The 26,633-nt window shown below is 34.7% G+C and carries 21 protein-coding genes and 1 tRNA gene; 9 read left to right on the top strand and 13 right to left on the bottom strand.

From position 1 onward, the window contains the following. The first annotated feature begins 7 nt into the window (after positions 1–7). The gene (locus tag BXO88_RS00110) at positions 8–910 is read left to right on the top strand and encodes a Cof-type HAD-IIB family hydrolase (protein ID WP_078035774.1); all 903 of its coding nucleotides are present in this window, start codon (positions 8–10) and stop codon (positions 908–910) included. Positions 911–926: 16 nt separating this feature from the next. Here BXO88_RS00110 and BXO88_RS00105 read toward each other — a convergent pair whose 3' ends face one another. Next, the gene (locus tag BXO88_RS00105) at positions 927–2,252 is read right to left on the bottom strand and encodes an LTA synthase family protein (RefSeq protein WP_242945114.1); all 1,326 of its coding nucleotides are present in this window, start codon (positions 2,250–2,252) and stop codon (positions 927–929) included. Between the two features lie 698 nt (positions 2,253–2,950). On the opposite strand from BXO88_RS00105, the gene BXO88_RS00100 reads away from it, so the two are divergent. Further along, positions 2,951–3,490: an HD domain-containing protein gene (locus tag BXO88_RS00100; RefSeq protein ID WP_078035772.1), complete on the top strand. Its 540-nt coding sequence runs from the start codon at positions 2,951–2,953 to the stop codon at positions 3,488–3,490. Positions 3,491–3,513: 23 nt separating this feature from the next. Then, positions 3,514–4,380, top strand: coding sequence for a 16S rRNA (adenine(1518)-N(6)/adenine(1519)-N(6))-dimethyltransferase RsmA (rsmA, locus tag BXO88_RS00095; RefSeq protein ID WP_078035771.1), 867 nt, complete (start codon positions 3,514–3,516; stop codon positions 4,378–4,380). Between the two features lie 65 nt (positions 4,381–4,445). Here rsmA and BXO88_RS00090 read toward each other — a convergent pair whose 3' ends face one another. The 12 genes from BXO88_RS00090 to rpmH form a co-directional block, all read right to left on the bottom strand. Further along, positions 4,446–6,914: a hypothetical protein gene (locus BXO88_RS00090; RefSeq protein ID WP_139355459.1), complete on the bottom strand. Its 2,469-nt coding sequence runs from the start codon at positions 6,912–6,914 to the stop codon at positions 4,446–4,448. Further along, the gene (locus BXO88_RS00085) at positions 6,911–7,414 is read right to left on the bottom strand and encodes a DUF4446 family protein (RefSeq protein ID WP_078035769.1); all 504 of its coding nucleotides are present in this window, start codon (positions 7,412–7,414) and stop codon (positions 6,911–6,913) included. Before BXO88_RS00085 ends, BXO88_RS00090 begins: the two co-directional genes overlap by 4 nt. 18 nt (positions 7,415–7,432) lie before the next feature. Then, complete coding sequence (locus BXO88_RS00080; RefSeq protein ID WP_078035768.1) at positions 7,433–8,521, bottom strand: ParB/RepB/Spo0J family partition protein; 1,089 nt, start codon at positions 8,519–8,521, stop codon at positions 7,433–7,435. Further along, the gene (locus tag BXO88_RS00075; protein ID WP_078035767.1) at positions 8,514–9,290 is read right to left on the bottom strand and encodes a ParA family protein; all 777 of its coding nucleotides are present in this window, start codon (positions 9,288–9,290) and stop codon (positions 8,514–8,516) included. The genes BXO88_RS00080 and BXO88_RS00075 overlap by 8 nt, the downstream gene beginning before the upstream one ends. 285 nt (positions 9,291–9,575) lie before the next feature. Next, positions 9,576–10,322: a 16S rRNA (guanine(527)-N(7))-methyltransferase RsmG gene (gene rsmG, locus BXO88_RS00070; protein ID WP_078035766.1), complete on the bottom strand. Its 747-nt coding sequence runs from the start codon at positions 10,320–10,322 to the stop codon at positions 9,576–9,578. Between the two features lie 129 nt (positions 10,323–10,451). Continuing rightward, a complete protein-coding gene (gene mnmG, locus BXO88_RS00065) occupies positions 10,452–12,356 on the bottom strand; it encodes a tRNA uridine-5-carboxymethylaminomethyl(34) synthesis enzyme MnmG (RefSeq protein WP_078035765.1) in 1,905 nt (634 codons plus the stop codon). Between the two features lie 21 nt (positions 12,357–12,377). Then, on the bottom strand, positions 12,378–13,751 hold the full coding sequence (gene mnmE / locus BXO88_RS00060; protein WP_078035764.1) for a tRNA uridine-5-carboxymethylaminomethyl(34) synthesis GTPase MnmE: 1,374 nt from the start codon (positions 13,749–13,751) through the stop codon (positions 12,378–12,380). A 253-nt stretch (positions 13,752–14,004) separates the two neighbouring features. Continuing rightward, positions 14,005–15,060, bottom strand: a complete 1,056-nt coding sequence (gene jag, locus BXO88_RS00055; RefSeq protein ID WP_078035763.1) for an RNA-binding cell elongation regulator Jag/EloR — start codon at positions 15,058–15,060, stop codon at positions 14,005–14,007. Positions 15,061–15,071: 11 nt separating this feature from the next. Next, positions 15,072–16,397, bottom strand: a complete 1,326-nt coding sequence (locus BXO88_RS00050; RefSeq protein WP_242945113.1) for a YidC/Oxa1 family membrane protein insertase — start codon at positions 16,395–16,397, stop codon at positions 15,072–15,074. 13 nt (positions 16,398–16,410) lie between these two features. Then, entirely contained in the window at positions 16,411–16,623 is a 213-nt protein-coding gene (yidD, locus tag BXO88_RS00045; RefSeq protein ID WP_078035762.1) for a membrane protein insertion efficiency factor YidD, read from the bottom strand. A gap of 106 nt (positions 16,624–16,729) precedes the next feature. Beyond that, complete coding sequence (rnpA, locus tag BXO88_RS17095; RefSeq protein WP_078035761.1) at positions 16,730–17,065, bottom strand: ribonuclease P protein component; 336 nt, start codon at positions 17,063–17,065, stop codon at positions 16,730–16,732. 81 nt (positions 17,066–17,146) lie between these two features. Then, entirely contained in the window at positions 17,147–17,290 is a 144-nt protein-coding gene (gene rpmH, locus BXO88_RS00035) for a 50S ribosomal protein L34 (RefSeq protein ID WP_044996302.1), read from the bottom strand. Positions 17,291–17,692: 402 nt separating this feature from the next. Here rpmH and dnaA point away from each other — a divergent pair, with 402 nt between their 5' ends. From dnaA to BXO88_RS00005, 6 genes are all read left to right on the top strand, one after another. After that, the gene (dnaA, locus tag BXO88_RS00030) at positions 17,693–19,069 is read left to right on the top strand and encodes a chromosomal replication initiator protein DnaA (RefSeq protein WP_078035760.1); all 1,377 of its coding nucleotides are present in this window, start codon (positions 17,693–17,695) and stop codon (positions 19,067–19,069) included. A 160-nt stretch (positions 19,070–19,229) separates the two neighbouring features. After that, positions 19,230–20,351, top strand: coding sequence for a DNA polymerase III subunit beta (gene dnaN, locus BXO88_RS00025; protein ID WP_078035759.1), 1,122 nt, complete (start codon positions 19,230–19,232; stop codon positions 20,349–20,351). A gap of 7 nt (positions 20,352–20,358) precedes the next feature. After that, complete coding sequence (gene recF / locus BXO88_RS00020) at positions 20,359–21,465, top strand: DNA replication/repair protein RecF (RefSeq protein ID WP_078035758.1); 1,107 nt, start codon at positions 20,359–20,361, stop codon at positions 21,463–21,465. Positions 21,466–21,536: 71 nt separating this feature from the next. Beyond that, positions 21,537–23,456 (top strand): DNA topoisomerase (ATP-hydrolyzing) subunit B, encoded by a 1,920-nt coding sequence (gene gyrB / locus BXO88_RS00015; protein WP_242945123.1) that lies wholly within the window; start codon positions 21,537–21,539, stop codon positions 23,454–23,456. A gap of 66 nt (positions 23,457–23,522) precedes the next feature. Then, on the top strand, positions 23,523–26,048 hold the full coding sequence (gene gyrA / locus BXO88_RS00010) for a DNA gyrase subunit A (RefSeq protein WP_078035756.1): 2,526 nt from the start codon (positions 23,523–23,525) through the stop codon (positions 26,046–26,048). A gap of 229 nt (positions 26,049–26,277) precedes the next feature. Next, positions 26,278–26,367: transfer RNA gene (locus tag BXO88_RS00005), tRNA-Ser, on the top strand. Positions 26,368–26,633: the final 266 nt, after the last annotated feature.

Below are 26,633 nucleotides of genomic sequence, written 5' to 3'. Positions count from 1 at the left end.
TTATTATATGATCAAGATTATTTTTTTTGATATAGACGGTACTCTCAGGCCCTTTGAAACTGGTACTATTCCGAAATCCACACAGGAAGCGGTTAAAAAAGCTCATGATGCAGGTATTATCACTGCTATTGCTACCGGTAGACATTGGATGGAGATTAAAAATGAAAATCTTATCGAAGGCATGCGCTTTGATGCTTTTGTAACGTTAGACGGTGAATACTGTTATGTTCTCGATAGAGATGTTGTTGATGAGGCAGTTGAACATCATGAACATTTACTTCATCACAAAGAATTCATATTTGACTCTTCACAGGCAAAAAAACCTATCTGCTATTTTGATCCTTTAAATGGCACCTGTGTTCAGAAAATAGAGATACCACCTTATGATGTAAAAACTGTACTTGATATTTGTAATCAGAACTCCTTTTCCTGCCTTTTTGAGGAGGAAAGACTCATTTATGCCAATGTCATCACCGATGACTTAATGGAGGTACTTCATGACATTAAATCCGCTGAGCCTCCTGTAATGGATACTTCACGAGCTTTATATAATCCTGTTTTTATGCTTATACCTGTTATGAATCTTGAAGAATCAAAGAAACTTGAGGATCAAATCCCGGATTGTCAACTTGTAAGATGGTCTGATGGTCTCAGCTTTGATCTTACAAAAAAAGGGATTACCAAGGTCTCCGGAATAGATGCCATACTTAAGCATTATGGATTTTCCTTATCTGAATGTGCTGCGATCGGTGACGGTTGGAATGACGTAGATATGCTTAAGCATTGTGGTCTGGGTATCGCCATGGGCAATGCTAAACAGGAGTGTAAAGATGTAGCTGACTATATTTGTCCTCATATTCTCGATAATGGTATAAACGATGCGGTAGATTTCATCATCAACTACAATTAAAAATGCGAGCACCTTTTCAATTGGTGCTCGCATTTTTCGTTTCAGCTTCGATTTTGGCCTTTTTTTCTTTTTCTTTTAATTCTTTTGCTTCCTTGGACTCGAATGCTGCATTTTTATCGATCTGTCCAAACTTTATCATCAGCTTTGATTTCTTTTCCAGTTCGCCTTTTTCAAACTCTCTTCCATACTTTTCGGATAGAGTTCTTTCACCGGAAAACAGATTTGTTCCAAGTCCCAGTCTGTCACCTTCGATTTTAACTCCCATTGCCGCGAGAGTTGTAGGAAAATCATCAAAGGTCGTATAATCTCTTCTCTCTTTTATCTCTGTTTCTGCTTTAGAATTGATATATGCTGTATATACAGTTCTTTCATACTCCATTGGAACATTATTACAGAAATCATGATCCATGGTAGGATGATCTCCGCTTATTACTATAGTTGTATCATCAAACCAATCCTGTGTCTTACACCAATCAACAAACTCTTTTACCTGTCTTGATGCACAGTTATAGACATTAGCATACTGATCATCAAACTTGTCCTGACATATCTCGCAGACATATCCATCAGGGAAATGTGTATCTACAGTAAGAAGAGTCAGATTAAAAGGCTCCGGTTTTTTTGAAAGCTTAGTAAGCTCTTCCTTGGCATATTCATAAAGCTTTTTATCTTCAAATCCCCAATTGACCCAATATGAAGGGTCAAATTTGTGCTGATTTTTCCAATAGCTGTAGTCTTTTATCTCATAGTTTCCATGACTCTTAAAATACAGCTTTCTTCCACCAAAGTATCCAACTGATCCTAATAAGAATTCTTGATTATAACCTTCTTTATGAAGTATATCTCCCAGCGTGACTATCTCAGGAAAAAATGAGCTCTGAGAATCCATTGCATTTTTATCTATCGAAATCTTCAATGGAAGTCCTGAAGTCTGTGCAAACAGAGCTCCCATTGTCCATGTTGCTCCCGGCATAGCATATCCACCGTTCAGCTTGTCATCTTCTCCGGAAAAATCTTCATTTTCCAATGCTATACTTGTGAGCTCGGGAATAACATTCTCCCTAAATGCTCCTCCAGATTTTTGGTCTGCAAATGTAACCTCTGTAGATTCAAGATACAGATAAATCAGGTTCTTTTTCTTCTCAGGAAATTCAAGCTTTACATCCTTTGGATCTACATAATTTTGATCTATAAAATCTGAAGTTTCAAATTGTGAGACGAGATAATTTCCGATGTCGAGATCATCCCAGGCATTCGCTACTGTAAAACCTGTTGTAAAAAATGCACCTGCGAACGAAATCATGAGAGCATAACCGTAAGCTCTTTTCTTTCTGAATATCATAAACATCGCCATTACAATCATGGAGACTAAAAACGCCGGTATGGAACAGTGCAGAATATATTCTTTCAACATTGCTGTGCTTGTTCCCTGTAGAGGCGCTACCATATGGTATATTATTTCATCTACTGTAAGCTCAGACCAGGTTGCCAATAGCCATTTGACACTAAACATGATCAGGGCTGATAAAAAGACCAAAGTAACAGCCAAAATTGTTTCAAGCTTAATAGCAATTGCTTTATGATTTTTAATGATTTTTTTCATATATAATCTTTAACTAGTTGTTCTTCTCCTGTTTCATTAAATCTCTGTTTTCAAAATGGATTGCAGGATACTTACTAAATGACTTTTTTCCTGGCTTTTATAATCCACTTTGACCCTGACTAGTTTAGACATATTCTATTTTCGTATCAATATACAAGATTTCTAAGAAATCTAAATATTTCCTCTTGATTTTTAAAAATATTTAATATTTTTTTCTTTTCTCTATTACATAACTTTTTAAAAACTCCTTTTTTTGTGCTATTTTCTAAATATTTTGAGAAAACTACTCAATACAATTGAATTCATCTTTTTCTTGTTTTATATTCTTATTGCTTGTTAGATATTGAATATTCTTGAATTGTTAAATTTACAAATTTACAGATTAAATTCGGTCTTCTGATGCTTTAAGACCGTTGTTTTTTTCTTTAGGATTTATTATGACACTATCAGATAAAGAATTATTATTTGCTGAAAAGCATAAACATATTACTCATAATGATACATATTTGAAGCTCAAGTCTGTTCCCAGACATGGAAGCACCAACACATTTGATCATTCTGTTCGTGTTGCTATGATGGCAACCGATCTTGCAAAGTTCATTTATGTTGATTCAGAATCTGCTTCAAAAGTCGGGCTTCTTCATGATTTCTGTCTTGTTGATTATCATAAAGATGATAAGGATGTTCATAACGGTCGTTGGTACTGTTTTTATCATCCTGAAGATGCTGTAATCAATTCTGAGCTGGAAGGTTTCTATCTTTCTTATGTTGAAAAGAAGGCAATTTGGAGTCATATGTTTCCTCTTTCAACCTGTATTCCAACATCAAGGTTAGGTTATCTTCTGACTTTCTGTGATAAAGTTGTTGCAACTCAGGAATCTTTTGCTAACATAACTGAAGGTTTATTCAGATTTAAACCTTTTTTGTTGAAGATGCGTTTATGCGTCTCAAATGTCATAACCAGAAAACCCAATTAGTATTATTTCTTTTTTAGAGGTCTATGAGTAAATTAATTAACCCACAGGAAACAATCAAAGTCATCCAGAGCAATGACTTTAAATTTCAAAAAAGATTTGGACAGAACTTTTTAATTGACGAATCCGTTCTTTCTAATATCATTACCAGTTCCGATATAACCAAAGAAGACTGTGTGCTTGAGATCGGTCCCGGAATAGGTACTATGACTCAGGCTCTTGCAGAGGCTGCAGGGCATGTTATTGCTGTAGAGATCGATGCTAACCTTATTCCGATCTTACATGAGACTTTGAAGGACTATTCCAATGTTACAATTATTCATTCAGATGTTTTGAAACTGGATTTAAATGAATTAATTAAAACCTATAATAACGGTAAACCCATTAAGGTTGTTGCAAATCTTCCTTATTACATCACTACTCCTATAATTATGGGATTATTTGAGAGTAGTGCACCTCTTTACTCCATTACTGTTATGGTACAGAAAGAGGTAGCTGATCGTATGCAGTCAGGTCCAGGAACAAAGGACTACGGTGCTCTTTCATTAGCTGTTCAGTATTATTCTGATCCGGTTATAGTTCAGTTGGTTCCACCTAATTGTTTTATTCCTCGTCCTAATGTAGGATCCGCAGTCATACGTTTGAGTCGTCACAGTGTTCCGCCGGTTAATGTAGAAAATGATCTCTGGATGTTTAAATTGATCAAGGCTGCATTTGGCCAAAGAAGAAAAACTCTTCTTAATTCACTGTTTTCCGGTGCAGCTGTTCCTAAGGATGCTACGCTTACCGCACTTCAGCATATGAATTTGAGCGAGACTATTCGTGGTGAAGCATTGTCCTTAGATCAATTCGCTTTATTATCTGATCTTTTGATCGATCATTGTACTGATTGATTTTTACATTATAAAAAAGAACATCGATACTAACTGTATTAGTTTAGTATCGATGTTCTTCTTTTTTATCTTGGTATCACAGCTATAAAATGATTATTGTTCTCTTCAAAAAGATTTTCTGCATCTTCTCTTCCTATGATACTTTCAATTTGTGATTCCTGGTTTACCAATGTAATATTGAATTGATCATATGCTGTTACCAGATTCAGATCATTTCCTAAGTAAACCAAAAGCGGATATCCTTTATTTAGATAGTATAACGCAGAATTCATGTCCATTCCTGAAGCATTAAGAATTATATAATCCTGATATTCATTTATAGTTCCGAGTTCATTAAGAAGAGGTAATATATCATTCATCTTCTCATTATATTTTTGAAGCCTTACTATCGTGCTCTTATCTGCTCTATTCCAAACTATCTCTCCATTTTCATTTGTTACATAACCATAATCGTCATATACAAGTTCATACGCCTGTCTTAGATTAAGTGTCTTACCTCTATAATGTCCAAGAGAATATGCATAGAACAATGGAATATTTTTTTCCTGCTTTGTTATATTCAGATCTATAGTTGAAGCACGCTCTACTGAGAACTTTTTCGGGGCATAGCTCTTTAAAGATTTATTATTATCTTTAACGTTGATGTACCATACCTTTCCCAATATATTATTGTTATAGGTTGATAAACCTTCAACTGCTTCACTATTCTTTTTATTTGATATTATCGTCTCACTTCCGGCTGATCTATATTCTCCTCCTGATCCAACTGATATTTTATCAAATTGTATTCTTATACCATTCACTGATACATTTGTAAAATAAAGTCCTTCTTTTGAATAATTTGTTTTCTCCTCAGAATCCGGTCCTAAAATATGTATCTCTGAAATCGGTATATCATGATCCTGAGTGTAGTTTTCTGCCATTTCTGGCTCTATTATTCCATATATCAGATCATCCTGATTAAATCCAAGGACTCTTTTATATGATGAACTTTTCGTAATATCAACAGCCTTATTGGTTTCCAGATCAAGTAAGGTTATTTTTTTTGAATGATACATATCTGCAGCCTCTGCATCCTGATAGGCAACATATCGATTCGTAGCTGAACTTATAAGCTCTGTTTCTTCTAATCCTGAAACTATTGTAATTACTTCAAAGCTGCTTGTGTCTATTCCATATATATTTCCTTCGTAATAGATATACAACATTCTGTCTTTGGAGAGATAAGACAGCTTCTCCATATCTTCTTTAATTCTTTCAAACGACTGAGGTAAAGCTATAAAGAAGTTTTCTACTACTGTCTCACTCGAACTGTCGTAAGTGTAGTAAACTATTCCGCACTTACCCTCATGTCTTCCTCTGTTTAGATATCCATATACTATAAAGTCAACATTACCATCATTATCAATTGAAAGGATTTTTGTATCATGTTGATCGTAATTATCCCTTACATCATTTGTTTTTGATCTGTAACTGAAAAGATTAATAACACGTGCATCCTTTTCCTGCTCAAACAGCCATAGCTCCTGGTTTGATTTAAATGCTATGAATTGATCATTTTCGGATCTTGCTAATTCTATGTCCTCTTCATTTCCGACTCCAAGAATAAGCTTTTTATTTGCATAGCTTCCAACATTACCATCATATATTTCATGTGTTTTTCTATCAAAATTCATGATATATATTCTGCTCGGATCATATCTCAGTACATAATTATCTTCATTTAAGAAATATTTATCCTCACCATTCTCATTCGTCATCTTTGATTCATACGAAATCTGAATCTCGCTCATTACTCCATCAAATTCTTTTAAGGTCATATAATACTGACCTGATATTTTCATTCCTGTGTTTCCCCAGGTTATCTGATTAAAGTTGTTATGAAGATTCAGGTGCGCAAGTGTTGAGTTATCTGCTATTTCTGATGTTTCCAGATATGATGCTATAGCTCTTGCCTCATTCTTGTCAAAGGTACACGATGTGAAGCTCAATGCCAGCTTTACCATATCCTTAGTATAATCATGATCCGTCCATAATATTCTTGTATAGTAATTTAAAGACTTCTCACCGGTGTCTAATGTTATTTTCAGTATATACTCCTGATCCTTTTTTATCAGATTCTGTATCGGCAATACTATATTCGTATTTCCATTTGATCTGTCTATCTCCGTTACTGTCCCATTTTCAATTAAATGACTCAGATCCAGAGATCTTATCTCATACTGAACCGACATAACCATATTATCGTATTCCTGAACTATCAGTTCCAGCTTACGGTCCTCCGGAAGAACAGTGATCATGTCTCTTTCGGTATTGTTACCCATTTCCTGAATATATGCATGCATCGGATTTATCATATATTCATTCTCTTTTACAAACATTACAGGTAATTTGGGCTCTTCCATGGAACTGTACACTTCATTTGAATGCTCCATAGATGAATATGATATAAAAAAATAAATAAGAAGAGCAGCAATAAATATGCCGCTCATAATTGAAAATCGTTTTATTTTATTTATTGTCTGCTTTTTCACTTTTGATCTTTCTCTCTATAACCCAACGCTTGTTCCAAAGCCAGTCTTTCTTCAGAACCTAGCTCTACTTCTGTTGTTCCTGCATCTACATCTTTTATATATAAGAAGCAGCCTTCTCTTGAATGTACAGAATTAATTACGATGCCCGTATTTGTATAGTCTAATAATGCAAGAGCAAATGACATGTTTCCGCCCATTCCTCCAAACGCATTATATTTTATAAGACCGAATTTTTGAAAAGAAGCCCTGATATTCTTATTCAGAATTCTCATTACCTCTTTATTCTTTACATCTTCCTTTTCCAATGCTTCAACATGCTCTTGTATATCAACTATATAATCCTCAAGTGTCTCAGCATCTCTACCTCTCATGAAGTAATCATATTGCCGGTATAGTTTTTTATATCTTGCATTGGCATTAACTGAAATAATCAGCGATATGAATCCCACTATAAGCCCTGATGCAGCCATCGCAAGTAGGATTAATTCACTATCAAACATTCTATATTTTCTCCTGATTTACTGATTTCTGATCGAATTAAGAATCATATAAATGCGATCCAATTCATCCTGTGAATAGTACTCTATTTCCAATTTTCCCTTATCTTTGTTTTTCGGTACGATAGATACTTTAGTACCCAAACTATTCTTAAGCTTATTTTCGAGATCTTTATATATAATCTTAAGTCTTTTCAATTCATCCGCTTCCGGAGATGCACCGTTACTCTTCTTTTCTTTAGATAATTTATCCTGTCTCACCAGATTCTCTATCTCACGAACTGATAAATTTTCTTTCGCACATCTCAGAGCTATCTTCCTTCTGAGTTCAGAATCTTCTATCGCAAGCAGTGCTCTTGCATGTCCCTGAGTAATGAGACCTTCTCTAAGCATATCCAAAAGCTCTTCATCCAGCTTCAAAAGACGCAAACTATTTGTTATAGTCGTTCTGTTTTTAGATACCCTTGAAGCCACTTCTTCCTGAGTGAGGCCATAATCATCAATCAATGACTGGTAAGCTAATGCTTCTTCTACAGGATTCAAGTCATCTCTTTGAATATTCTCAATGATGGACATTTCACGACTGGTTTTTTCATCCACATTTTTGATAACCACCGGTATCTCAGTTAATCCGGCGAGGCGTGCAGCTCTCCATCTTCTTTCTCCTGCAACGATATCGTAAAATGCTCCATTTTCCTTTACTACAATAGGTGAGATTACTCCATATTCTCTGATAGAATCTGCCAGTTCCTGAAGTTTTGTCTCATCAAAATCTTTTCTTGGCTGATTTTTATCCGGTTGTATTCTACTTAATTTAATTAATACGGAACCGTTACCTTCAATATTTAAGTCTTCTGTCTCTACCCTTGACTCACTATTCTTTTTTGGAGATGTACTATCTTCATTTATTTCTTCGGCAATCTCTACTGAATGATCTTCGTATTCTGTGAAGTGACTGCTTCCTACTGACGTATGAATATTTTCCTGTCTGCTATCAGCTAAAGTTTCTGCAACTGTTTTAAAATTTTTTTCTTTCTTTAAATCTGCACCTACTGTATTACCGAATATTGCATTAAGGCCCTTTCCCAGGCCCCTTTCTTGCTTAGCCATATATTACATCTCCCTTACTCATTAATTCTGCCGCTAATTTCCTATAACTATCCGCTCCACTTGAAGATGAATCATATAATGTTATGGGCAATCCATGGCTTGGCGCTTCTGCCAGTCGTACATTTCTTGGTATTAATGTATCATAGATACTTCCATCAAAGTTTTGACGTACAGTTTCAACTACCTGTTGTGATAACTTGTTTCTACTGTCATACATTGTGAACACTATACCTTCAATTACCAATTCCGGATTTAGTCCTTGTTTTACTATAGATATTGTGTTCAAAACCTGATTCAAACCTTCCAATGCATAATACTCACACTGTATAGGTATAATTACCGAATCAGCTGTACTAAGAGCATTTACGGTAATGGTTCCCAAACTTGGTGGACAATCAATTAGTATATAATCATATCTTGAGATGCACTTAGAAAGAAGTGATTTTAATATTTGATTCTTATTGTCCTGATCAACAAATTCAACTTCCACAGCAGCTAAATTCATATCTGCAGGTATCAGATCAAGATTTTCATTTACATCTACAAGAATTGCTTCATCTATATCACACTCACCTGTAAGTGCTCCATAAATGGTATGCTCCACATCTTCTCTTTCGATTCCAAAACCACTTGTAGCATTACCCTGGGGATCAAAGTCTACTAATAGTATTCTCTGATTTGCCTCAGCAAGTGTAGCTGCCAGGTTTATAGCAGTTGTAGTTTTTCCCACACCACCCTTTTGATTTGTGATTGCAATTATTCTCCCCATAGCTCTCCCAATTTAATACTTACTCATGAAATGATACTTCGCCTTAGCTTTACAATATTTTCATGTAAAGCCGCCTACTTATTATATATATTATCTCTAATATAATATATTTTTACATAATTTGTGATTTAAAATGTGAGAATGTTTCACGTGAAACATCAGAATAGTATTTTTATAAACAGATAATTATAAAAGCAACGATATTTTACTTCATTGTTCTTATAGTGTCAATTTAACAAGACACAAAAAAAGAAGACTTATATATGATAAGTCTTCTTTAAATACTTATAACGGTGATTTTGAAGGTGTACCGGCTTTTCTTGGATATGATTTAGGTGTCTTCTTTGTCTTCTTAATAAAGATTATTGATCTTTCGGATTCTCCATCTGTTAATACAAAATTCACTTTACTTTCAACTTCTCCTCCTAATAAGCCTATAGCTTTTTCTGCTTGCTTTAACTCCTCTTCTATCTTTCCTGATTTATATGCTATAAAATACCCGCCTAACTTTACAAAAGGCAAATCATATTCGGTTAGTGTAGACATATTAGCAACTGCTCTTGACGTTGAAAAATCAAATTTTTCTCTATACATTGGATCATGAGCAAGATCCTCTGCTCTTCCATGGACTACTTCAATTTTAGTTAAACCTAATTCATTTATTACTTCATTTATAAAATTCAATCTTTTCTGAAGAGAATCAGACAAAACTATATTTAATTCAGGAAAAATAATTTTTAGAACTAAACCCGGAAAACCAGCACCCGTTCCCACGTCAATAAGTTTTTTATCTTTCATAAATGATTCATTAATAATTTTTTTATTAAGTTCTTTATTATAAATACTCATGGAGTCTATAAAATGTTTAACTATAACCTCATGTTCTTCAGTAATGGCTGTAAGATTCATCACTTTATTCTTTTCTATAAGCATATTATAGAACTTGTACAGCTGTTCAATTTGTAAATCATTTAAGGATATTCCCGTCTTTACCAAATTCTCATTCATATCTTTTTTAAATGTTTCCGTCATGCATTTCCTCCTATTTATATAGCCACATATATTTATATACTTCCTTACTGTGTTCAATATATTTATTAGCAATAACCTCCGTAATGTTTCACGTGAAACATTACGGAGGTTATTATAGTATAATTTAAATCATTTTTCACTTCTATGTTTATATGATTCAATATAAACAAGTAAAACACTAATATCAGCCGGACTAACTCCACTAATTCTACTGGCCATACCTACATTTTCAGGTTTGATCTTTGAAAGCTTTTGACGTGCTTCCAATCTCAAATTAGAAATACTATTATAATCAATATCTAATGGAATCTTCTTATATTCAAGTTTCTTAAATGCATCAACCTGTGTCTGCTGTCTCTTTATATAACCCTCATACTTTATTTCAATATTTACTTCTTCTCTTACAGTATAAGGTAATGTCGGTCTTTCTTTATCGAGATCTTTAATCAACTCATAATCAAGTTCAGGCCTCTTGATCAACTCCGCTAAAGATATACCAGAACTTAAAGTATTTGATCCATGGGCAGACAAAAATGAATTTACTAAATCACTGTTACCGATATAAGTACTTTTAAGTCTATCTATTTCCTTATTTATCAAATCGATCTTATGACAAGTATCCTGATATTCTTCATCAGAAACAAGACCGATTTCATGACCAATTTCTCTGAGACGTATATCTGCATTATCCTGTCGAAGAAGAAGACGATATTCCGATCTGCTTGTCATCATACGATAAGGCTCAAAATTTTCTTTAGTAACGAGATCATCGATAAGTACACCTATATAAGCCTGTGATCTATCAAGAATAACTGCTTCTCTTCCTTTTAACTTCATAGCAGCATTTATACCAGCCATCAAACCTTGTACAGCAGCTTCCTCATACCCCGATGAACCATTAAACTGTCCGGCAGCAAAAAGACCATCTATATTTAAAAATTCAAGATTTGATTTTAATTGAGTAGCATCAATGCAATCATATTCAATAGCGTATGCATTCCTTACTATATGTACGTTTTCAAAACCTTCCATTGAATGATACATCTCATATTGAACGTCCTCTGGCATAGAACTGGACATTCCACTCAGATACATTTCATTAGTATAGAGTCCCTCAGGCTCGATAAAAATCTGATGACGATTTTTATCAGGAAATTTCATAACCTTATCTTCGATTGAAGGACAATATCTAGGTCCTACTCCTTCTATAGACCCATTAAACATAGGCGATCTGTCAATGTTATTTCTTATTATATTATGAGTATTCTCATTGGTGTAAACCAACCAGCAATCTACCTGTTCCTTCTGAACAGATTCAAACTTTGTAGAAAATGAAAAAGGTATAACAGGTACATCACCCTTTTGAACTTCAAACTTAGAAAAATCCAATGTACGTTTATCTACTCTTGCAGGAGTACCGGTTTTAAATCTAAACATACGTACGTTGTTATTTTTTAAAGAATCTGTTAAATGTGTTGCTGATCTTAAGCCATTAGGACCTGTATATTCAATTAAATCACCGGTCAAACATCTTGAATTTAAGTAAACTCCGGTACAAAGAACTACTGCTCTAGCATGATATACTGCTCCTGAGGTAGTTTTGACACCAGTTATCTTCTTTTTACGAATATCAAATTCTTCCGTCAAAATCTCAGATACTTCGGCTTGTCTAATAGTGAGATGAGGCTGATTTTCAAGAGTTGTTCTCATTTCTCTTGTATATGATTGTTTATCAGCCTGAGCTCTTAAACTATGAACAGCAGGACCCTTTGATTTATTAAGCATTTTAGACTGAATAAATGTCTTATCAATATTTTTTCCCATCTCTCCACCGAGAGCATCCAATTCACGAACCAAATGGCCTTTTGAACTGCCTCCGATATTAGGATTACAAGGCATAAGTGCAATACTATCCACACTTACAGTAAAGATAATTGTTTCCAGTCCAAGTCGTGCACAAGCAAGTGCAGCTTCACATCCTGCATGACCTGCACCAACTACAGCTACATCATATGATTCTTCAACAAAAGCCATATTTAAACTCCCATTTTATATTTATTTACCCATACAAAACTTTGAGAAAATCTCATTAATTAAATCTTCCGAAACTTCTTCACCAAGAATATAACCCAACTCCTCGTAAGCACGCATCATATCTATAGTAAAAAAATCTTCAGGCATATCCAAATTAATAGAATTTATAACCTCATGAAGAGCATTATTAGCATTAATAAGACAATGCTTATGTCTTAAATTTGTAATAACAACCTGGTCATTGAAATTGATTCTGTTACTGAAAAACATAGAGGTTATCTCAGATTCCAATTTATCTATTCCAAAATTATTTTTTGCACTAATTGGAATAACTGTTTTATTAGTCATTGATTCAAGTTCAGACTGTACAATAACCTGATTCAAATCACTTTTATTTAAAAGAACTATAGTGTTACGATCCTGTATTCTGGAAATAATTCTATGATCCGAATCATCCAAAGGAATCGACGAATCTACAACATAAATTATAAGATCCGCGTTGTCTGCAGCATCCAAAGCTCTCTCTACACCGATTTTTTCTACAGTATCGTCTGTTTCTCTAATACCGGCAGTGTCAACAATAGTTAAACTGATACCCTTTAAATTAATATGTTCCTCCAGAGTATCTCGTGTAGTACCGGCAATATCTGTAACTATAGCTCTCTCACTACCTACAAGTATATTTAATAAGGAAGATTTTCCTGCATTTGGTTTACCAATTATGACAGTTCTGATGCCTTCCTTTATACGTTTCCCGTCATCTGAGGATGATATAAGATACTCTAGCTCCTTTATGATTCCGGTAACATGCTGTTCTAAATCAGATTTAAATCCGTCAAGAGTTATATGTTCAGGGTCATCGAGTGCTGCTTCAATAAAGGCATCATCTTCCAAAATCTGAGATCTGAATCGTTTAATTTTATCGGAAACAGATCCTCTTAACTGTTTAATAGAAGCTTTTAAAGCATAATCATTTTCTGAACTGATAAGATCTCCTACAGCTTCGGCTTCAGAAAGATCTATTCGACCATTAAGGAATGCTCTTTTTGTAAATTCACCGGGTTCTGCCAAGCGAGCACCATTATTAACAGCTACTTCCAGAATCTTATTCATCATTAAAACACCGCCGTGACAGTCTATCTCAACAGTATCTTCACCTGTAAAAGACTTAGGAGCGAGCATGGTCATAACAAGAACTTCATCTAGAGGTTCTTCATCGGAATAAACAAAACCATATTTGATTCTATGTGATTCAGAAATGTCTACAGCTTTACCGGATTTGGATTTGATAAACTTTGATGCTATCGAAACTGCTTCTGATCCACTTATACGAATAATACCAATACCGGATTCAACTGCAGCAGTAGCAAGTGCACAAATTGTATCATCTATCATCATATTTCTCCATTTTGTCTTTTACAACGGTATAAAAAATAAATTTAGTACTGTTATAAGTTACATTACTTTACTTTTGGAAAGAGTTTATCCACATATCTAAAAACTCAACTAATTCTAATCGTAGCGCATATTAATTGCAAGTATTTCATATAGCTCATTATATTTAGTATAAAAAAACAACCCTTGGTAAGATAATACCAAGGGTTATCCACAAATCATCGGATTTTACTATTGAATTGTGGAAATCTCTTTATTCAGAAAGTGTTGTATCATTATTAACATGTGAATTATTCTGATACTCTCTTCTGGAAGAATCTTTAGAATAGTTTCTTCTATCTCTTTTCTTCATAAAGATAATTACATGTCTGAAAGGTTCTTCACCCTCGGACTTTGTTGTTACAAAACGATCATTCTGAAGTGCACTATGAATAATACGTCTCTCATATGGATTCATAGGCTCAAGAGCAACTGCCTTACGTGTTCTTCTAACTTTATAAGCAATATTTCTTGCAAGATTTCTCAATGTAGCTTCTCTTCTGGATCTGTAATCTTCTGTATCAAGTTTAATTCTAATATAATCTTCCTTGTGATTTTTATTAACAACAAGAGAAGTTAAATATTGAAGTGAATCCAGAGTCTGTCCTCTCTTTCCGATGAGGACACCCATATCTGAACCAACAAGATTTATAAGTAATTCATTTGAATCATGATCAAATCTTGAGTTTGTTTCAACTTCCATGTTCATACCATTTAAAACATTGGTAATGAACTGTTCAGCATCTTTAATTGCTGTAGAAGCTTCCTCTTCAGAAATCGGTTTAATATCATGCTGTTTCTTTACCTCATCCTTGATTACAGAGGACTCATTAGAATCACTGCTTAATTCTTTATCAAACTGCTTACGTACCTTTTTTTCTCTATCAGTACGAGAGCGCTTATCCTTCTTATCAGATGACATAGAAACTGTCTTAGAGGAAGAACTCTTATCTTCCTTTTTACTATTATCATCATTATTATCAGATACATTTTTTGAATTATCTGTTTTCTTAGCTGAATTTACCGCAACAGATCCTGTATTTGCCTTGATCTTATCTATATCATCTTCAAGCTTTTTAATATCATTATCTGATGATGATTCCTTTATCGATGCTTCAAGGATCCAAGGTTTGGCTCCAATTCCAAATAAACCGGTCTTACCTTCTGCAAGAACACGATAATTCAGTCTGTCAGAGGTAATACCGAGCTGAATCAAAGCTTTTGTTATAGCTTCATCTTTTGTTTTTGCTGAAACTCTAATATTATCCATATTTAACCTCTTTACTTGTTCTTCTTTTCATTTTTTTCATTGTAAAGACGAACCATATTCGCTTTGGAAGCTAATGAACCAGGCTTAGCATTATTATTATAATAATCTGTTGATTCCTTTGTTTTAACGCTCTGTTTTGCAATCACTTCCATACGATTGTTTTCTGTTACTTCAGCCTTTGCTTTTGCTGCCTTAATACGATTTTCAACGGATTTTTCATCGATTGGTGGTAAACCCTTTTTAGCACGCTTTGCATTAGCTTTAGCAAGAGACATTTCGATCATATCCTTATCTGAAATCTTATTAAAATATTTGTTAAGGAATATCTGCTGAAGAATCATAACAGCTGAAGATGCGCACCAATATAAACCGATACCTGATGCAAATGTAAAGCAGAACCAAACTGACATAAGAGGCATCATGAGATTCATGCTCTTCATCATCTGAGCAGATTGATCATTACCCTCCGCCATAGCCTGATTTGTGCTTGACATAAGTTTGGTGCTGAGATACTGGAATAAACCTGCCAAAATAGGAATAATCCAATAAACATTAGGCACAAAACCCATAGAGCTAGGAGCAGTTGAAAGATTAATTCCCAGAAAATTATTGATTTTTTCAGCCTGTGACGCAGCTAATTCAATTTTAGCTGATGCATCCGGAAAGGTTTTAGCCAGACTATCCCATTGAGCAGGATTCAATTTATAAAGAAAATCAATTATGAGATTTGAAACCTGATCAGCAGAATATGTCGAATTTTCAGCAACACCAAGATTATTAAGCTGCTTTAAAATAGATTCAAGTTTATTGCTGTTACCAAATTCAACTAACTTTTGAGCTGCAGATGAACCACCTATGGCATTTAATACATTTTCATAAATAGAGTAAACAGAAGGAACATATGCAGGAATGTTCATTATTATACGGTACAGAGCAAAAATGACCGGCATCTGAAGTAACAGAGGTAAACATCCGCTTGTCATGGATGTACCATACTTTTCATAAAGAGCCTTCATTTCTTCCTGCTGTGCCATCATAGATGCATTATCAGTCTTATTCTTATACTTCTCCTGAATAGCTTTCATCTCAGGCTGCATAAGCTGCATCATACGAGAAGACTTCTGCTGACGAAAACTTGTAGGAAAAAGAATGATTCTCATCACAATAGTAAATATGATGATCGCAAGACCGATATTTCCGATTCCAACATACTCAAGCGAATTATAAATTGTATTCATAATTGCACCGAGAACGCTAACTATCAAATTCCATACAGGACCAAGAATCGGAAGGGTCGATGTATTTTTTGTTAACAAGATCAAATTAAAAGTGTCCAAGGATTACCTCCGGTTAAGGAACAGGATCATAACCGCCTTTTGACCACGGATTGCACCTTAGGATGCGCCATATGGCCAACAATGTACCTTTAATACAACCATACTTTTTTAATGCCTCAATGGCGTATTGAGAACATGTAGGAGTATATTTACAGTGAGCACCAATATAAGGTGAGATACCCTTTTGATAACATCTAATAAAAAAAATCATCAATTTTGATATCATACCCAATCCTTTCAAATAGAGACTTAAATCTAAATTCTTCTATATAAATATGAAATAAAAATAAAATATTGTCTCACTTCAATTCAAAAAATACGATTAATATCGTTTATATCAAGATATGATGCCTGTCTAAAAGATTGTTATACTGCAAATCAAGTTGCTTATAATCGCAAAAATTTGCTTTAAAACGAATAACTACGATGATGTCTATACCCTTTTTAACTTTATGATCATTTAATCTGAAGATCTCTCTCATTTTACGTGCAAATGTATGTCTAACGACAGAATTACCGACCTTCTTTGAGCATGATATACCTATCCTGTTGTATTGAAGCCCATTTTCCATAATATACATTACAAGTGCACCGGTAGCATGAGATTTACCGTTTTTGTAGGTAATCTGAAAATCCTTATTCTTTTTTATAGAAGGAAAACGTTTCATTTTTTCAAACCCCACAATCAAAACTTATAACATGAAAAAAGACCGCTAAATAAAGCGGTCTCAATCATAAATCAATAACTATTATACTGTTAATGCTGCTCTACCTTTTGCTCTTCTGGCAGCCAGTACCTTTCTTCCGCCTGCTGTAGCCATTCTTGCTCTAAATCCATGAACCTTGGCTCTCTGTCTTGTCTTAGGCTGGAATGTCATTTTTCCCTTATGCATACTGACACCTCCTTTTCTGATAATCTTTCAGGACTCCATTGATTTTTAGTTTTCAATGTTGGACTCCTTAATAGCCCTTAGTCCTGAAGCATCTCCAGATCTAGGGTAAACATCGTTTGTATATTATAAAGAAAGACTTATTTTTCGTCAATGAATTTTTTAGTAAGTTTATCAACAAATTTATACACATTTCAACAGTATAAGAATTATTCCACAATCTGTGTATAACTATGTGGATAAGTGGATATAATGTTCACAAAAAATCCTTATATACCGTCACTTTGTGTACATATTGTGTGGAAAAAACTATACTGATAATACTTATCCACACACTTGATTGATATTTTATCCACACTCTGTTATACTTTAATATGTGATTTTATCTATTAAGGAGAACCTCACATGAATAATTTTGAAACCATCCGTAATAATTGGGATGAAATTCTGCAAAATATGAAGGAAGAACATGATATTTTGCAGGTATCCTTTGATACATGGCTTAAACCATTAAAGATATTTGATTTTATCAACGGTGAGTTATTGATTATCGTTCCTGAGGAGGGATTTATTAAATACCTGGATAAAAAATATTCATTATTTTTAAAGGTTGCTATTGAAGAAAAAACAAATATTCCGGTTGAAGTTCATTTCTTCATTGAAAGCGATGCCCGTGAATATGTAAAGAAATTACAGGGAGCCATCAATGATAAAAAGGATCCCAGTATTATATTAGAAGAAACTCTGAAAGAGGCCAACCTTAATGGAGAATATACCTTCGATACTTTCGTTGTAGGATCCAGTAATAACCTGGCACATGCAGCTTCTCTTGCTGTAGCGGAATCTCCGGGAGAAATGTATAACCCGTTATATATTTATGGAGGAGCCGGACTTGGAAAGACTCATTTAATGCATTCCATAGCCCATTTTATATTAAAAAACAATCCTAAAGCCAAGATACGTTATGTAACTTCTGAGACGTTTATGAACGACTTCGTTGAATCAATCAGAAACAAGAACGACATGACACCTGATGATTTTAGGAATAAATATAGAGAATTGGATGTTCTTTTAATAGATGATATTCAGTTTATAGTTGGTAAGACCGGAACTCAGGAAGAGTTCTTCCATACATTTAATACATTATATGAAAATAAAAGGCAGATAGTTATCGCATCTGATAAACCTCCAAAAGATATCGATAATCTGGAAGACAGACTAAGATCCAGATTTGAAGTTGGATTAATTGTTGACATTCAGATGCCTGACTTTGAAACACGTATGGCTATTCTGAGAAAAAAAGAAGAGCTCATGCATGTAAATATTGACAATGAAATAATTAAGTATATCGCTACGAATATTAAATCCAACATAAGGGAACTTGAAGGTGCATTAACAAAGATCGTAGCCATGTCCAGACTGAAGAAACAGACCATAGAGTTATCACTTGCAGAGGAACTTTTAAAGGATCATATAACTCCTGAAGGACCTAAGGAAATAACTCCCGAACTGATCATTTCAACTGTTGCGGAGCATTTTGGAATCACCAATCTGGAAATTGCTTCACAAAAGAAGAACAAAGAAATAGTCTTCCCAAGGCAGATAGCCATGTATCTCTGCCGAAATATGACTGATGCACCATTGAAGAATATAGGTGAATATCTAGGCGGAAGAGATCATACTACTATAATGCACGGAATTGATAAGATATCCACAGAATTACGCACAAATGAACAATTGAAATCCACAATTGAGACATTACGCAAAAAGATATCTCCATAGGATTTTATTTATAAACATTTTATAAAATAGATTTCAACATAGTTATTAAAGCGTAAAAACCCACTGATAGAGCCGTAGAAATGACTTTTTCACATTTCCACATCCCCTATTAGTATTACTAAGAATTAAAATAATTAATTAATATAAGAGAGGCCTATATATGAAATTACAGTTCAAAAAGAATGATCTGACTAATGCTATCAATATCGTTTCAAAAGCTGTGCCATCAAAAACAACTATGTCAATATTAGAGTGCATTTTGTTAGACGCTTCCAATGGAAAAATCCAGCTGATTGGTAATGATACGGAATTTGGAATTGAAACTGTTTGTGAAGGCACAATAGTAGAATCCGGAAAAGTAGCTCTTGAAGCAAAGATCTTTTCTGAAATTATAAGAAGATTACCTGAATCCGAAGATATGCAGGTAACAATAGAGACTGATTCCAGAAATAATACTATCATTACCTGCGAAAACTCTGTATTTAAAATAGCAGGTCGAGATGGTAATGAATTTACAGCATTACCTAAAATTGACAAGACTCAGTCTGTGTCCCTTTCACAGTACACACTTAAGCAGATTATTTCTCAGACTATCTTTTCTATAGCCATGAACGATAATAATAAAAAGATGACCGGAGAATTATTTGAGATAAAGGATGACAATCTTACAGTAACTTCATTGGATGGTCACAGAATATCCATAAGACAGGTAAAGCTTAACCAGTCTTATGAATCTGCAAAGGCTATAGTTCCTGGAAAAGCATTGAATGAACTTATAAAGGTCTTAAGCGGCGGAATGTATGATGAGGTCATAGTCTATTTCTCAAGAAATCATATAATGTTTGAGTTTAATAATACTTTAGTTGTAACGAGACTTATAGATGGAGAATATTTCCATGTAGCACAGATGTTATCTGAGGATTATGAGACCAAAATTGTAGTTAACCGTAAAAATCTCCTTGACTGTCTTGACAGATCTACGATTTTTGTAAGAGATAACGACAAACAGCCTCTGGTTCTTAAGATCGAAGAGAATGTAATGGGCTTGAAGATCAATACAGATCTTGGAACCATGGACGCAGAAGTAGCTATCAAGAAGATAGGAAATGATCTTATGATAGGATTTAATCCTAAGTTCTTAGTTGATGCTCTTAGAAATATTGAGGATGAGGAAGTATCTATCTATATGTCTATACCACGTTCTCCTTGTTTTATAAGAGATGATGAAAAGACATATAATTACATGATCCTTCCTGTAAATTTTAATTCAGATGCAGTGTAAGTATTAGATGATAATAGAGTCATTAGAGCTGAAAAATTTTAGAAATTATCAATCGTTAAAAGTAAAACTGAGCCCGGGCACAAATATTTTTTTCGGGGATAATGCTCAGGGGAAAACAAATGTGCTTGAATCCATATTTCTGGCATCTACATCAAAATCATATAGGATAGCCAGAGATAAGGATCTTATCCAATTCGGAAACGATGAAGCGCATATCAAAATGGAGGTAAGGAAAAGAAATATACCTTACCGCATAGATATGCATTTAAAGAAAAATAAATCCAAAGGAATCGCTATAGATGAGATACCTATACATAAGGCATCAGAGCTATTTGGTATTGCCAATATAGTCAGTTTCAGTCCTGAGGATTTAGGGTTGATAAAAGAAGGTCCGGCCATAAGACGACGTTTTATGGATCTTGAATTATGTCAGCTTGATAAAGTTTATTTATATAATCTGGCGAGATATAATAAAACATTAAACCAGAGAAATAAGCTTTTAAAAGATATAAGAATCAAACCTTCACTTTTGGATACATTATCTGTATGGGATGAAGAGCTTGTAAAATATGGATCAAAGGTCATTGAGATCAGAAAAGAGTTTATAGAGGAACTTAAGGATATAATCATAGATATTCATCATCAGCTTACAGGTGGTGTTGAAAAATTAAAAATCACATATGATGCCAATGTCTCCATTGATAATTTCCAGAATGAACTCTTACGAGTACGGGAATCAGAATTAAAGCAGCAGGTCACTTTGGCAGGACCTCACAGAGATGACCTTCTTTTTATGATCGATGATAAAGATATTAGAAAATTCGGCTCACAAGGTCAGCAGAGAACAGCTGCATTGGCATTAAAATTAAGCGAAATAGAGCTGGTAAGAAAAAAGATAGACGATGATCCTATACTTTTACTGGATGATGTTTTATCAGAACTTGATTCCAAAAGGCAGAATTATCTTTTAAATCTGTTAAGTGATACACAAAATATCATTACCTGTACCGGACTTGATGATTTTGTGAATAATCGTTTTCATATTGATGAACTGTTTCATGTAGTAAATGGTACAATTACGAAGTTGAATGATAGAAGCGAAATTCCGGTATAGGATTTTATGAGGAAGAATAAATGGCAATAGAAAGAAATGAAAATGAAGATTTGTTAAGAGAAGAAGAGCTGATGAAAGGCTCGTCTGATTATGATGCAAATCAAATTCAGATTCTTGAAGGACTTGAGGCTGTAAGAAAAAGACCCGGTATGTATATCGGATCTACATCGATAAGGGGACTTCATCATCTAGTCTACGAAATTGTGGATAACTCTGTAGATGAGGCTCTTGCAGGTTTTTGCAGCAGTATTTTGGTAACCATCAATAATGATAATTCAATTACAGTAAGAGATGACGGAAGAGGAATACCTGTCGATATCCAGAAAAAAGCCGGAAAACCGGCTCTTGAAGTAGTCTTTACAGTATTGCATGCCGGTGGAAAATTTGGAGGATCCGGATACAAGGTATCCGGAGGTCTTCATGGTGTAGGTGCTTCAGTTGTTAATGCTCTTTCAGAACACCTGGAAGTTTCTGTTTTTAAGAACGGAAAGATCTATAACATGAAGTTTGAACGAGGAAAAGTAATTCAGGATATGACCATAATAGGTGATTGTGATCCTGAAGAGCATGGAACAGAGGTACATTTCCTTCCGGATCCACAGATTTTTGAGGAAACTGTCTATAGTTTTGAGACATTAAAAATAAGATTACGTGAAACCGCATTTTTAACCAAGGCTCTTAAAATCACGTTACGTGATGAGAGAGATGAACAAAAACACGAAAGTACTTTCCACTACGAGGGTGGAATTAAAGAATTTGTTTCTTACCTGAATAAGGGTAAGGATCCACTTTACTCTGATGTTATCTATTGTGAAGGTGAAAGAGAAGGTGTTTTTGTCGAAGTTGCAATGCAGCATAATGACTCATATTCCGAAAATACCTATACATTTGTAAATAATATCAATACTCCTGATGGTGGTTCACATTTAACAGGCTTCAAAAATGCTTTGACAAAGACATTAAATGATTATGCGAGAGAAAATAAACTGTTAAAGGATTCTGAGCCGAATTTAAGCGGTGACGATATACGAGAAGGTTTGACAACTGTTATTTCTGTAAAAATCGGAGATCCACAGTTTGAAGGTCAGACAAAGCAAAAGTTAGGAAATTCTGAAGCACAGGTTGCAGTTCAGGGCATAGTAAGTGAACAGCTTACTTATTATCTTGAGCAGAATCCAAGCGTCGCAAAGGCAATATGCGAAAAATCAGTATTGGCTCAGAGAGCAAGAGCAGCTGCAAGACGTGCCAGGGATCTTACTAGAAGAAAGTCAGCATTGGATGGAGTAGGACTTCCTGGAAAACTTGTAGATTGTAATTCCAAGGATCCTAATGAGTGTGAGATCTTTATAGTAGAGGGTGATTCAGCTCTAGGACCTGCCAAGGATGGAAGAAATGTTAATACACAGGCGGTTCTTCCTTTGAGAGGAAAAGTTTTAAATGTTCAGAAAGCTCGTCTTGATAAGATTTATGCCAATGAAGAAATAAAGGGAATGATAACAGCCTTCGGAACAGGAATAAAAGAAGACTTTGATATCACTAAACTTAGATATAACAAGATTATAATCATGACTGATGCGGATGTTGATGGTGCTCATATTGCAACATTGATGCTGACATTTATATATAATTTCATGCCTGAATTGATCAAACAGGGACATGTATATCTTGCACAGCCGCCACTTTTTAATATAACCAAGAATAAAAAACATTATTATTGTTACTCTGATGAGGAGTATCAGAATGTTCTGAAACAGATAGGTGCTGAAGGAGCAGATGTATCTAGATTTAAGGGACTTGGTGAGATGGATACTGAAGAGTTGGCTGAAACTACCATGGATCCGGAGACCAGAACACTTCTTCGTGTAAATATGGTGGATGATGATAAGGCAGATCTTGATGTAACTTTCACAACACTTATGGGTGATCAGGTTGAGCCTAGAAGAGAATTTATCGAAGAAAATGCAAAATATGTAACAAATCTTGATGTCTAAGGATTGTTATAAATACATTTGAATTCGTTATAGATGTTTTAACAAAGTTATTTGGAGGAAAAAATTTTGGAGCCAAATGTTTTTGATAAGGTCCAGGATGTAGATCTCAAAAAGACTATGGAAAACTCTTATATTGATTATGCGATGAGCGTAATCGTATCAAGAGCTATCCCGGATATTAGAGATGGACTGAAGCCTGTACAGAGACGAGTACTTTATTCTTTACAGACTTTGGGAGTAACACCGGATAAGAAAACAAAAAAGTGTGCAACAATTGTAGGTGAATGTATGGGTAAATTTCATCCACATGGAGATTCATCTATTTATGGAGCACTTGTGTATATGGGTCAGCCCTGGTCGATGAGACATGTTTTGGTTGATAAGCAGGGAAACTTTGGTTCTGATGATGGAGATTCTCCGGCTGCCATGCGATATACAGAGGCAAAGATGTCAAAGCTTGCCGGAGAAATGTTAGCAGGAATCAATAAAGATACCGTTGATTTTATGCCTAACTTTTCAAATGAGTATGACGAACCTGAGGTTCTGCCTGCAAAATTTCCAAATTTGATCGTAAATGGTGCAACAGGAATAGCTGTAGGTATGGCTACCAATATTCCTCCACATAATCTGAGAGAAGTAATAAAGGCAGTAGATCTTATTATCGAAAATAAGATCAATGATAAAGAAACTACCATCGAAGATATAATGCAGGTAATACCTGGTCCTGATTTTCCAACCGGAGGTATAATTCTCGGAAGAAAGGGCATAGAAGAAGCATATCGTACAGGAAGAGGAAAAATAAAGCTCAGAGCAGTATGCGAAATTGAAGCTATGCCAAATGGAAAACATCGCATAGTTGTTAAAGAATTACCATATGTTGTTTATCGTTCAAGAGTTATCGAGAATATAGCAGAACTTGTAAAAGACAAGAAAATAGATGGTATTACATATATCAATGACGCATCAGGTAAGGGATCAACATCAAAGATCAATATAGAGCTCAGAAGAGACGCTAATCCTAATGTGGTATTGAATCAGTTGTACAAGCATACACAGTTACAGACCACATTTGGAGTAATTATGTTATGCATAGTTAACGGTGAGCCAAAAACATTAAACCTCATGGAGATATTGGATGAATATCTAAAACATCAGGTTAATGTATTCAATCGCAGAACAAGATATGATCTTAATAAGGCTGAAGAGAGAGCTCATATTTTAGAGGCATTACTTAAGGCAGTTGATCATATTGATGAGATTGTTCATACGATCAGAGCTGCAGCAAATACTGAAGAAGCAAAGGCAAATCTCTCTGTAAAATTCGGATTTGATGAAGTTCAGGCTCAGGCCATTGTTGATATGCGATTAAGAGCATTAACAGGACTTGAAAGAGGAAAGCTTAAGGATGAATATGATGATCTGAAGAGAAAGATCGCATATTATAACGAGCTTTTAAATAATCCTAAAAAGATGCTTGGTGTAATAAAAGATGAAATAGATGTTATTGCCGACAAATACGGAAATGACAGAGTAACCAAATTTGGATTTGATGATTCTATAGATGATGAAGATCTTATTCCGGATGATGATACAGTAATAGCAGCGACCAGACTTGGTTACATAAAGCGTATGTCTCCGGAAAACTTTAAGCAGCAAAACCGTGGTGGTAAGGGCATCAAGGGCATGCAGACCATAAATGATGACATAATTGAAGACTTGTTTATGACGACAAATAAGCATTACATTATGTTCTTCACAAATATGGGACGCTGTTTCAGAATAAAGGCATATAAGATCCCGGAAGCTTCACGTACGTCAAGAGGAACAGCATTGGTAAATCTGCTTCAGCTTGCTCCTGATGAGTATGTGACAGCTTCATTTGCAATAAATGATGATTATGCTGACTCTGATCAGTACCTTCTTCTTGCTACCAAAAACGGAACTGTAAAGAAGACACCTATATCACAGTATTCAAATATCAGAAAATCAGGATTGATCGCAATAGCCTTAAGAGATGATGACAGACTTATAGAGGCTAAGCTGATTGATAAGGATGAAGATATCATGATCGGTACCAGAAATGGTATGGCTATACGTTTCAACGAGAGTGATGTACGTATTACAGGAAGAAGTTCTTTTGGCGTACGTGGAATCACTTTATCTGATGACGACGTTGTTGTTGGAATGCAGAAGATAAGTCAGGGAGATTTTGTGCTCGTTGTATCTGAAAAGGGCATGGGAAAGCTGACAAGTGTATCTGAATTCAAGCTTCAAAAGAGAGGCGGAAAGGGTCTGAGATGTTATAAGATAACAGAAAAGACCGGAAATCTCGTAGGTTTTAAGCTTACAGATAAAACAAGAGAAATTATGTTGATTACCAATGAGGGTGTAATTATAAGAATGTCTCTTAAGGATGCCAAGGATATCGGAAGAAATACATCAGGTGTTAAATTTATGAATATAGAATCAGATTCCAATGTCGTAATTGCATCTATTGCAAAGGTTAGAGAGTCAACAACCGAAGCAGATATGCAAAGAGAGTTGGAAGAGGCTGATATAGAAGAACAACAGTCTGAAGATGATAATATCTGATTATGAAGATCGAAATGATTTAATGAGTTGAAATAAAGGGGAACATGCTATATATAGTATGTTCCTCTTTATTTTTTAAATTAATGCAGTTTTAGATAAGATAAAGTATAAAGAACTATTGACATAGATAAAAAAGATTGTTAATATACTAAGGCACCTCAAAAAGGTGCAGAACGAATCCCAAAGATACCTTGGTAGGGAACGTTTGAATGTCATTTAATGACTATAAGGAGTAGTACTCAAGAGGCCGAAGAGGCGCCCCTGCTAAGGGTGTAGGTCGGATAAAACCGGCGCGAGGGTTCAAATCCCTCCTGCTCCGTTTTAACTTCAAAAAAGTTAAAAATGTGTTTGACATTTCAAAAGTGATTTGCTAGTATAAGTAGGTTGCAAAAAACACAACAAATTGAACCTTGAAAATCAAAGATCGATTAATACACAGACCCTGAAGATTCTAAGAATTAGATTTTCAGAGCGGAAGAGTCCAAAAGGGCTCGGAAGCAAACGACCAAAGAGGTCAAGCGAATTTATTCGCAGTAAAGAATAACGGACAGAACAAGCTAAGCTAGTGAGTTCTGAACGGGATGA

The sequence above is a fragment of the Oribacterium sp. C9 genome (assembly GCF_002007235.1).
In the GTDB taxonomy this organism is placed as follows: domain Bacteria; phylum Bacillota; class Clostridia; order Lachnospirales; family Lachnospiraceae; genus Oribacterium.
This window is presented reverse-complemented; position numbering and strand designations above follow the sequence as displayed.